Origin of the sequence: Sinorhizobium sp. BJ1 (assembly GCF_002531555.1) — a bacterium.
Taxonomy (GTDB): Bacteria; Pseudomonadota; Alphaproteobacteria; order Rhizobiales; family Rhizobiaceae; genus Sinorhizobium; species Sinorhizobium fredii_B.
Map to the genome: position 1 here is coordinate 195277 of NZ_NWTH01000010.1, position 10925 is coordinate 206201.

Annotated in this window: 8 protein-coding genes and 1 pseudogene; 6 read left to right on the top strand and 3 right to left on the bottom strand. The window is 60.6% G+C overall.

Annotation, left to right across the window (positions count from 1 at the left end; all coding sequences use genetic code 11):
- The first annotated feature begins 28 nt into the window (after positions 1-28).
- On the top strand, positions 29-883 hold the full coding sequence (locus tag CO676_RS16615) for a transporter substrate-binding domain-containing protein (RefSeq protein ID WP_097521878.1): 855 nt from the start codon (positions 29-31) through the stop codon (positions 881-883).
- A gap of 543 nt (positions 884-1426) precedes the next feature.
- On the opposite strand, the gene CO676_RS16620 is transcribed toward CO676_RS16615, so the two are convergent.
- On the bottom strand, positions 1427-2593 hold the full coding sequence (locus tag CO676_RS16620) for a hypothetical protein (protein WP_097521879.1): 1167 nt from the start codon (positions 2591-2593) through the stop codon (positions 1427-1429).
- Positions 2594-2950: 357 nt separating this feature from the next.
- On the opposite strand from CO676_RS16620, the gene CO676_RS16625 reads away from it, so the two are divergent.
- Positions 2951-4702 (top strand): hypothetical protein, encoded by a 1752-nt coding sequence (locus CO676_RS16625; protein WP_179875506.1) that lies wholly within the window; start codon positions 2951-2953, stop codon positions 4700-4702.
- Between the two features lie 103 nt (positions 4703-4805).
- Positions 4806-5417, top strand: coding sequence for a helix-turn-helix transcriptional regulator (locus CO676_RS16630; protein ID WP_097521880.1), 612 nt, complete (start codon positions 4806-4808; stop codon positions 5415-5417).
- Between the two features lie 601 nt (positions 5418-6018).
- Here CO676_RS16630 and CO676_RS16635 read toward each other — a convergent pair.
- Positions 6019-6624, bottom strand: coding sequence for a general stress protein (locus CO676_RS16635; RefSeq protein ID WP_097521881.1), 606 nt, complete (start codon positions 6622-6624; stop codon positions 6019-6021).
- 37 nt (positions 6625-6661) lie between these two features.
- Positions 6662-6976 carry a PepSY domain-containing protein gene (locus CO676_RS16640; RefSeq protein ID WP_097521882.1) on the bottom strand — a complete coding sequence of 105 codons (315 nt, stop codon included), beginning with the start codon at positions 6974-6976 and terminating at the stop codon, positions 6662-6664.
- Between the two features lie 821 nt (positions 6977-7797).
- Here CO676_RS16640 and CO676_RS16645 point away from each other — a divergent pair.
- The 3 genes and pseudogenes from CO676_RS16645 to CO676_RS35705 form a co-directional block, all read left to right on the top strand.
- Complete coding sequence (locus CO676_RS16645; protein ID WP_245424331.1) at positions 7798-8883, top strand: PHB depolymerase family esterase; 1086 nt, start codon at positions 7798-7800, stop codon at positions 8881-8883.
- Between the two features lie 278 nt (positions 8884-9161).
- On the top strand, positions 9162-10325 hold the full coding sequence (locus tag CO676_RS16650) for a transcriptional regulator (protein WP_097521883.1): 1164 nt from the start codon (positions 9162-9164) through the stop codon (positions 10323-10325).
- A 420-nt stretch (positions 10326-10745) separates the two neighbouring features.
- A pseudogene (locus CO676_RS35705) lies at positions 10746-10925 on the top strand (3'-5' exonuclease); the annotation flags it as partial.

Consider the following 10925-nt stretch of genomic DNA (forward strand, 5'->3'; position numbering starts at 1 on the left):
TCATCACAGCAAAAAGGGGAATACCGAAATGCAGAAAACGACCGCGATCATGGCGGCACTCGCCGTTGCCACGGGGCTTCTCGCCACGACGGCACAGGCCGAGGACAAGAAGTGGACGAAGATCACGATCGCCACCGAAGGCGCCTTTCCGCCCTATAACCTGACAAAGCCGGACGGAACGCTGGACGGCTACGAGATCGAGCTTAGCAAATATCTCTGCGAGCACATGAAGGTCGAATGTACGATTATCCCGCAGGCTTTCGACGGCATCATTCCGGCGCTGAACGCCGGCAAGTTCGACGCCATCATGGCGGGCATGTCGGCGACGGAGAAGCGCAAGGAAGTCATCGACTTCTCGAAGTCCTACGGCAGCACCGGCCAGGCCTTCGCGACGCTCAAGGGCAGCGACCTCGCAACCCTGCCGATGAAGGGCGAGCTCTTCTCGCTGGCCTCCAACGAGGCGGGCGCACGCAAGGCGGCCGAGGTGTTGAGGCCGCTCGTCGAAGGCAAAACGATCGGGGTCCAGAGCGCTTCGATCGCGGCGCGCTTCATCGATGAATACCTCAAGGATGTCGTCGAAGTTCGCGAGTACAAGACGACCGAGCAGCATGACCTCGACCTCGTTGCCGGCCGCGTCGATTTCGTCATGGCGTCGATGGGGTACCTGAAGACGGCGGTCGAGAAGCCGGCGAATGCCGACATGACGATCGTCGGTCCCCGCTTCCAGGGCGGCTTCCTCGGCGCCGGCAGTTCGGTCGGGCTGCGCAAGAGCGACACCGAGCTCAAGGTCATGTTCAACGATGCCATCGCCGCCGCAAAGGCCGATGGCACGATCAAGCGCCTTTCGGAAAAGTGGTTCGGCTTCGACCTGACGCCGCAATAACTCTTCCGTAATACCAGCCGCAAGAGGAGCGCCGCTGTTCTTTGGAACACGCGGCGTCTCCGCGCCGATGCCATGGTCAGGCACGGACCGAAAAGCCCACTGCAATGGATGCCGTAAAGTGCAATTTACAAGGTGCGCGTTGTGCGAACAGTGAGGCTAGCCCGCCAGGAATGAGGCCCGGTGGATGCAACACATACAGTTCCGCTCTGGGCTTAGAGGGTGTTCTCGTTACGTGCCGAAAGATCGCATAACCTATCCACTGGAACAACAGGGCGCTCGCCTGCAGCGCAGGTGGGTCCGGAAGCGCTGATTTTCCGAATGGAGCATATGAGCTTTGGGGCAGCGGCTGAGGCACAGTGCTGCGCGGTCAGAAGTCTACTCGTCATCTTAAACCGGACAGTTCAAGCTGGGGCGGCGGACGGCGTCCCGGTGGCTGACTTCGAGCCGCACAATATACGAGTATCGCCGTGCAGGTCCCAAGCTAGGATACCCGCAGTGTACAGCCTGTCGGATTCTCCAAACGGACGCACATATGCTCGCGTCTCACGGCGATCCGGGTTCCACGTCTCCGTCGAAATTGAACACCGCCCGAACGCTGAAGATGTGGGCGGTCTCGTCGGCGTCACGCGCAAGCGTGTAGGCAGCGGCGAATTCCCAACCTTCGAGTGATGTTTCTCCCTGTGCCTCATAGATGGCTTCGAAGTCGGCGAGATGCTCGCGTGTGTCCGGTTCCCCGGCGACAAGGTTCAGTTGCTGCGTATAGCTCGCAACATAAGTCACCGGCGCAAGGTCAAGCGCAGCGGAGCCGGTGAAAAGCAGTGCATCGTCGGAGCCGCCGTCGAAATGCCGAAGGTAGGCGGTTTCGCCGAGCAATCTGAGGGTCATCTCGTCCAGTTCCAGGCTGGTTGTCGCGGCAGCCAGATAGGCCAGTTCGTCGCCAGTACTGTCCTCGGGCTCTTCGCCGTTCTGCACGCCGGCGGCTTGATATCGGATGCCGAGCCTGTAGCCGAAATCACCCTCCAGATAGCAATCGCTCGGCGCCGCGCCCCGGCAGCCGTCAAGCGTGATCGAGTAAGAGGACAGGCCATCCGTATTGCCGGCGCCGCCGTCGGATAGTCTTGTGCGGCCGCGTTGGGTAAACAGGGAATTGCTCAGAACCGAACGGTCGGTCCCAAACGCAGTCGCCGCCAGGGCCTGCTCCATGCCAAGGCCACCGAAGTCAAGCACGACCTCGGCGCCAAGGCGCTCATCCGCGTCGATATCCGAGACCAGTTCCGTCGCGTTTATCCCTGGCGCGATCTCGCTGGCAAGGCTGAAGATCGTATCGAACTTTCCTACCCTGATGGTGGCAGGGCCCGTTTCGATTGTGGCGTAAAGTTCCGCCAAGTAAGTCCCGATGCCTTGAAAGACCGCATTCTCGCCAGCATCCGGCTCGACGACGTGCTCGGTGATGATGGAGGCGACGAAGCGGAGATTGTCGGTCGGTGCGAGGAACAGGTCGACCGTGATTGTCGGTTCCAGTTCATCGGACGTCAGGAAGGAGGGGTCAGCGGCAAACACCCAGTCGTTCTGGAGTTCAGCCGAGACCTCATAGCCCGCACAGGGCGCCGTACAGCCTTCGACATGGAACGGCAGCCGGTCTTCGGCCACCGCTCCAATCGGAAAGCCCAGCAACGCGGCACCGGTGCAGGCAACGGCGAGACGACGCATGCAGATCCCGTCAGCCCTTCGCACGGATCGCGTGCCACGACGCTGGCCGAAATCGGTGTGCGAGGGCGAGGCTGCGGCCAGCGGACTTGCTATTGCCTCCTACCGAAGAAATGGAAATCCGCATGGCCATCATCCTGTTTGCCTGGCAGAGACCATAGCCGATGATTTGATTGGCACCAATGCCGTGCGGGTCAGCATATCTCACATCCGTAAGACGGCTCGTTCAGCGCGTTGAACGGCCACGTCTTTTCCGCGTCACGCCTGCCGGATTCCCCTGAGGCGATAGCCACCGCATGCTCGGGCGGTCGAGCGGCAGACTGGGGCCAGGCCGCGAGCGACCACCTCGGAGGACTTGCCATGGCTATCTTGCCTAATTTTGCAGCGGCGACCTTCACCCCCGGAGCGCCGATCAATAACCCTTACTTCCCGCTCATTACCGGTCACGTGCTCAGCTACATGGGCGAGGAGACCGATCCGGACACCGGCGAGACCACGACGGAGCGCAACGACCTCTTCACCACGTCTGCGACATTCGAGGTGCGCGGAGTCGCCACCTCCGTGATCCGCGACACGGTCTACGAGGACGATGTGATCATCGAGGACACCTTCGACTGGTACGCACAGGACACCGAAGGCAATGTCTGGTATTTCGGCGAAATCGTCATCAACTACGAATATGACGATGCGGGCAACTTCATCGGCGTCAATCACGACGGCGAATGGTCGGCCGACGATTCGGGCAACCAGCCGGGTTGGGCGATGAAGGCGAGCCCAGAGTTCGGCCCTGCCTACTATCTGGAATATGCGCCCGGGATTGCCGAGGACGAAAGCATCATCGCGGAAACCGGGCTCCATGTCGAAACGTCCTTCGGGGAGTTCGACGATGTGATCAAGATCATCGACAGTTCGGCACTCTCCACCGGTATCGAGTACAAATACTATGCACCCGGCGTGGGCCTGATCACCGAAGCCGCCGTTGCGCCGAACGGCATGACGACGTCGACCGTCGATCTCTACCGCCATGGAATTGTCGGCCAGATGGATCCCGATGACAGCGACGACATCACGCCGGCCTTGGCGAAACTTAAGGAATCCAAAACGATCGAGGATCTCGCCGAGATACGTGACCTCGACAGGGCGGACTTCGCCGGGACCGGTACGACGAAGCACGTCACGGTGCTCGGTGGCTCTACAGACAGCGCGGATGCGCTGGGCGCCTATTTCATCGATGAGGCGACAGGAGCCATTAGCGAGGGGCGCATACTCGTCGCGGACCTCGCAGATGCGCCGAGCGGGACATCCGTCGCCGTTGACGTTCCGGACGGCCAGACCCTGTGTCTCTTCTTGGTGCGCGGCGCCGACGAGATCGGTGTTGACTTGGACCAGTTCACCGACGGTGGCCTGCAACTCAAGAACCTTCTTACCGGCGCGCCGGCCAACGTGAACGATCTCTTCGCCCCGACAGTCATGGACGATGCCGGCAACATCGTGCCGATACAGCCCCTGAGCGCGCTCGGTGCCGACGATGGTACCAATCTGTTGAACCCGGCCGGCAGCATGCAGGCGATCGGGCTTTCTTCGAGCGCAGCAGGGGCGGGCGGGATAGAGATCATCGGCTTCGAAGACCGGTTGAACACCAGCCCCGAGTATGACGGCGACTTCAATGATGCGATTGTGGCTGTCAGCGACGCACCGATCGCAGCCGAAACGCTCAACCAGCTCGTCCGCGAGGCCGGAGCCGCGAAGTCCGGCGGCACAAACGGTGACCAGCCTGTCAGCGACAGCGAAGACCGCCTGCCGGCCGGAGACCAGATCGAAGATGCGGGCGACGAAGAGGCCGAGGGACCAGCCGACGAAAGTCTCGACGGCCACGTGGTCAGCGACACCTTCCAGTTTGCGGATGCGGCGCTTCGTGTCGAGCGCTTCGCCGATTTCGACATCCGCAGGGACGATTTCCGCGTGGACCGGGATTGGGTCGATTTCTGCGATCTCGACCGCGTCTACGACGACCATCTTGATGGTGCCGATAGATACTTCGACGGAGTACCTGATGGGGTACTGAAGGCGGGAGCAACCTCGCTCAGCGCCGATGGCTTCTTCTTCGTCTAAGGCCACGAATTGGCGCCCATCTGTTGCGATGCCGGACGGGCGGGCGCAAAATGGCGGCGGAACGGCGAGTTGCGGGGCGCCGCCGCCAGCGGCGAGACAGGGGATGGATTGGACCAAGGGACGCGGCCGGCAGATCTTGATCACGGGTGCGGTAGGGACTTTCGCACTGTTGCTGGGCCTTGAAGTGGTGAAAGAGGAGGAGGAATTAACCGTCGCAGAATTGCTGACGGAAGCGGTAAGCATCGCGCTTCTCGTCGGCTGCTCGGCTTGCGTGGCGCTGCTTTCCTCGCGCCTTCGCGAGCAGGAGGCGGGCAACCTCGATCTGCGCGACAAGGTCGCGCGCATACGCGAGAGCAATGCCCAGTGGCGCGCCGACCTTGCCGATCATTTTCAGGAGCTCGGCGCCGCCATTCAGCGGCAATTTGCGGCCTGGGGCTGCACCCAGGCGGAACAGGAGATCGGATTGCTCCTGCTCAAGGGCTTCAGCCACAAGGAGATCGCGCGGATTCGGGGAGCGAGCGAAGCGACAATTCGCCAGCAGGCGACTTCGGTTTACCACAAGGCCGAGCTCTCCGGCCGTGCGGCACTCTCTGCCTATTTCCTGGAGGAATTACTCATGCCACCGGCGCCGCGTTCCTCGCCAGGAGGTGACGATCTCGCTCATCCCGAAAACGCTGAGGCGCCCGGCCGCATGCCGGCTGACCGCAATCGATAGGCCGCACAAAATCTCACCGCCACTGGCACACGAACGGTGCACCTGCTCCGCCTAGGCAGTTGTCGCTTGGCTCTTAATTGTAAGACTGCGGCTGTTTCGGCGAAGTAAGCACTTAAATATACCCTCGCAGCGAGGAGAGCGCCGATGACCAGAAAGAGCCGAATTCCAAAGAAGATTGCCGGTTGCGTGGAACGTCAAAATCCCCTCGGCGGTTCCGGTTTCTGCGCAGGGTATGGCCGCCTTTGTCGATCAGCCCTTGCAGCATACGCTAAAACCGGTCGGGGCAGTCGAGTGCAGCGAAGGTGTGAGCATGGCAACGTGAACTGGTCACCCGCGTGACAATAAACCGTAGCGGCAGCAAGGGCGTCACTTAATACCAGCGTCCTCGACCATACCAGCCGCCACCTAACAGAAGGATGATAAGAACAATAATCAGAAGCGTGGTGAGATCCATTTTGTCCTCCTGGAGGACCCGTCTCTGCACGGCGGTTCCTTGTTGTACTCAGACTAACGGCAACGTTCCGCAGGGAAGTTGGTTCCATGGTGGTTTCCGGTGAGGCATTGTGAAGGCGCCTGTCGGCGCCGTCATCAATCGGGGCCGCTACGGCATCATAGTCCGGTAACGCTCACGTTCACGTTGGACCTGGTCCAGCGTGTACGGGTCCGCTTTTTCGTCAAACCGCGTCCAGCCTTCATCAGCATAGATGCTCCTGCGGGCGGCAGGATCTACGTTGTTTCGTTGCTCGAGTATTACTTCAGCTTGGGGAGCAAGGCTCTCGTCAACCCTTGCCGTCACCAGGGTGCCGCCACGGCGAACGCCCTCGGCGTAAACATGGGCTTCCCCTTCATCAATCCCGGAATCAGTCAGTGCGCCGATCAACCCTCCTGCCGCTCCGCCTGCTGCCGCTCCAGCTGCTGCGCCGACGGCGGTGGACGCCAGCCATCCGGCGGCCACAACAGGCCCAACGCCTGGAATTGCCATCAGGCCCAATCCGGTCAGCAGGCCGACAACGCCACCTCCGGCAGCTCCAAGGCCAGCTCCGGTACCGGCACCTTCGGCCGTGTTGGAGCTTTCGGCCGAGTACCAATCGCCTGTGTTGTTTGCAACGACGCTGATATCATCGGAAGGCACACCTGCTGCTTCCAAATCCCTCACCGCGTCGCGAGCATCTCTATAATCATCAAAGAGCCCTGTTACGGTTCTCATTGTCATTCTCCTGGGGGTTAAAGGACCTTTTTGCTGACTACTGCGCCGTCACGTTGCCCTGGTAGTCGAGAGCGACAGAAACTGTTTTGCCGTCCTTCATCGCAGTTGCCTGCCACACACCCTTGTCATCGAGCTTCAGCCCGCTGACCTCGGTGTATCCGGCTTCTTCGATGCGTACCTTGGCCTGCGCTTCAGTAAAGCTATTCGCGCCTTCTACCGGCGCCGCCGGATTCTGCGTGTTGGGTGTGGCGACCGCTGGCGTGTCCCCTTCTGCCGAAGGCGTCGTCTGAGCAAGCGCCGCCGTGGCGGCAGTGCCTAACAGCGCTGCCACGGCAATGATCAAGTTTTTCATGCAGTTACCTCATTCGAAGATCGGAATTGATTGTGACAAACTCGCGAGCCGAAGTTTGGTTCCGCGCCGAATTTGGGCCGGTCGGAACTGGTGACACGCGCGCTTGCCCGTTAACGCTCATGCTCAGGCGTCGCTCCGGGGGGAGCATTGAGTGAGAGGGAACAAGCGCGCGACACGAGTGCCGCTTCGGCAAGGGATGCTGGGGAGCCGGGCTCTTATCGGTGTTGCCCTTGCATACTTCGGCTTGGGCAACGCTTCTCGCAGCGAGGGAGAACGATGACGTGCCCTCCAAAACGGCGGCCGGGAATCGGCTCGACAACGAGAGCACGGCCGCTTTAAGGCCGGTCCTAACCATCGGCGACTTTGCAGCCAGCACGCGATTGCCTGCAACCAACTGCGCTAGCCCTCCCTCGTAGGCAAGGGGCAAAGATGGCGAGATCTCGGGTGCGTCAATTACTCGCTTCACATGAGCGATTTCGATTTCAACAAAGTCTGTTGCCGGACCCCTTACGTCCAGACAGAGAGCCCCTTTCTGGTGCTTCACCCGATCATGCGCCGTCCCGGGGTGCTGTCATTGGACTAGCGGCCGGACTCGATGCCGTTCTTTTGATGGGATGGAACCGACCCGATTCAGAATCGTTACCAAGCGGAGCGAACAGGCCTCATGCGCCTTTTATCGTCACAACCGAGTGGTGGATGCACGCCAACAGCTATTAGGATGCGACATCGGGGACTGAGTCTTTTGGCCCCGGCTAGCGGGCACCTCTTGTCCTGGCAGCCTCGCGGGCGAGCGCCTCCGTTAAGTAGGATATTGTCTTTCGATGGCGGCGCTTGCCGCGGGAGAGCGTCGAGGACGTCAACACAAGGATGTGCAAGTGACGTTTAGACTCCCAGAATCCTTCTCGCGGATACTTAAGACCCAGAAGAAGTTTCGACGCCTCGTCGAGTCGTCGCTGCTGCGCCTTCCGGAGAAGGTCGGACCGCACCAGAAACGACGCCCCTTAGTCCCAAAGCCTATTCTCACGGATGTGACAGGATTTGGCAGCAATCCCGGACGCCTCGGAATGAAGCTCTTCGTACCCCGGCGGCTCCCTGCGAAGCCTGCACTCGTCGTGATCCTTCACGGATGTGGGCAGACCCCCGAGAGCTTAGATATCGCTAGCGGGTTCTCCAAGCTCGCCGCTCAACGGGGTTTTCTCCTCCTCTATCCGCAGCAGCGGGAGGCGAACAACGCGCAACGGTGCTTCAACTGGTTTCGTCCAAGCGCGGTCGCCCGCGACCGCGGTGAGGTCATGTCGATCCGGCAAATGATTGACCACGCATGCAGGCGTCACCGTGTCGATCGCTCTCGTGTCTATGTGGCTGGACTTTCTGCGGGCGGCGCACTGACAGCAGCTTTGCTCGCGAGCTACCCCAATCTCTTCTCGGGTGTCGCGATATTTGCTGGGATGCCTTATGGGGCTGCCAGGGATGCGATCTCGGCCATGCGCGCGATGAAGTCCGGCATCGCCCGGTCGCCCGCTGACTGGGGTAATTTTGTAAGGGCTGTTTCCCCCGCGCAGAAAACGTGGCCGCATGTTTCCATTTGGCAAGGAACCCGCGACAGGGTCGTACATCCCGGCAACGCCGAGGCCTCTGCTTCCCAGTGGCTCGATGTCATCGGCATGAAAGCTGCGATGGGTCGCTCGGTGAAAAAGCCCTGGGGCACGCTCGTGCGATGGCACAGAAAGAGCCAACGCCAAGTGTCATTTTATTCGCTACAGGGCTTCGGACATGGGTTGCCCGTACGAAGCTCGAAGCGAAAGACTGGCCGAGCGTCTGATCCCTACGTTCTAGACGCGGGCATTTCAGGCCCCAACGAGCTCATGCGTCTGTGGGGTCTGGAGCGGCCTGCCTCGATACTCTAGGACATCCCGATGGTACCGAGGCCTTTTCCAAAGCCGGTCCGCGGTGGAGCGCATACGGCGCGACGCCCTCGAGCTTCCCTCGAGGCGGCAATCAAGTCTTGCACGAGCCGGGCTGCGAACTGCGACCGGTGGCCGCCCGATTTAGCCGTCGTTTCTGCTGGGTTGACATCGTGTAACAACACTTGAACCGCGATCAGCTATTACAGTATGGGGTGCTGAGGGTATGGTGATGGCTCGACTCAAACTTGTTCGCGAACAGCGGGCGAACGGTGCTTTATATGCTCCGTCGAATCCATTCTGCAGTACGTCTGGCGGTGTCGGCGACAGTTCTCACTGGGTCGATGATCGCCTTTTACGAGTCGCCCTTCGCGGGCGCATTGCCACTGGTAATCGACCACGAACCAGAAAGCATCACGCGTTACCGGCTGCAGCGCCTTTCAACAGGAGTGCTGGTGAAGGAAATCCGGGCCGCCATTGCAGCGGACGAATTTTCCGACGCCGCGGATCTGGTCAGGATAGGACAGGAGCTCGGGCACCAGATTCCACCCGATGTCGTTGCCTCCACCGTCGAGCCCGTGGCCGATGCGTTATGGCGGAATTCGACGGGTTTCGCCCAGGGTTTCTTCTACGGCGAAGTCAATTCGATACCCAGCATCTTCGGCGCTGTCGCAGCCGACTATTTCGTGTTCGGCGACGTCCGTGACACCTATACGGAGGGCGGCAAGCTTCTCGTCGGCGACGACTACGACCGCTTCACTCTCGGTGCTTCCCTGTTTGGCATTGCAATGCTCGCTCCAGGCACAGGCGCGTTCGATGCCGGAGCGTCCGTCCTGAAGAACGCCAACAAGGCGCGCAAGCTGAGCAGCAAGCTGGCGGACCGCCTCGTCCGGTCGGCCGGCGACGCCATTGACATCGGTGCCTTGAAGAAGGGCCTGACGACGATGCCGGCGCCGATGGTCTCTTTCTCCGGCCTGCCGCGTCTGACAAGCGCGGTATCGGAGCTCACAGTCGACGACGCCAGGAAACTCGACTTCTCGAAGCTTGAGGGGGCTGTGAAGGAAGCCTGGCCGATTGACACCTATGCGATCCGCAGGCAGTTCCACGGCGTGTTAAGGTCGGCCGCCCTCGACGAGCTTCGGATCGCGTCCTCGAGCATAAGTGGCATCCAAAGGAGGGCGGGTATCCGCTCGGTATTCAAAGTCATCGAACGGGCCGACAGTCCTGCCGAACTTCGCCGTTTCGAGTCTCTTGCAAAAGGGATGGGAGATCAGACGGCCGGCATCATACGGCTGTTTGGCAAAGGAGCGATCCGGCTCGGGGACCTGCTTTTGGAGATTGTCGCCGCAATCGCACTGGCGCTTGGTTGGCTCTTCGGGGCCGCATGGACTTCCCTGACTTTTTTCCTGAACTTTCGCCGGTTTCTTCGATCTCGCACGGTGTAGCGCTCGGCGCACGGCAAACTGATTTTAGCGAGGCTATGGTAGATGATGCGTTGACCGTGGCCGCGCCCCGTTCCAGGCTTGCTGCCGCAAGGGATCAGTCGGCGCCGCGTCGAAGAGGTTGCCAAATCGACTCGAATGGCCGCGCCGGCGAGACTCGAACTTAGCGAGAAGGCACCGAATTGTAGCACGGTTTCAAAGAAGCTGATGTGTTTAGGTCGAAGTTGCTCGCGAGTGCGTCGGAGCCAGCGAGCAGCTTGCCGGAGGCTCGGTGTGTCTTTTCAACAGATTTCCGGGCATTTTGGCTTGCGTGTCCGTTCTACCGACCCCATTCGCATTGCCAGAGTCTCCCTCGGTTTCTATCCTGACGCATGATCCGCACCCTACTGGTGTGCGCCCGAAGCCCGAGGACATTGGAGCCCGATGGCATCTCAGCTGGATATGTTTGCCTCGCCACCTGAGCCAGGGGATGGCGTCGTAGTAAAGCTGCGAGAACCCTTGAAGATGCAGCGGCGGAGGCCATTCGATAACGAGAGCATGGTCCGGCTTTTGGAGGAGAGCGGCAGCTATCGCGTGCTGCGCAAGCTTGTCGGTCGCCAGATC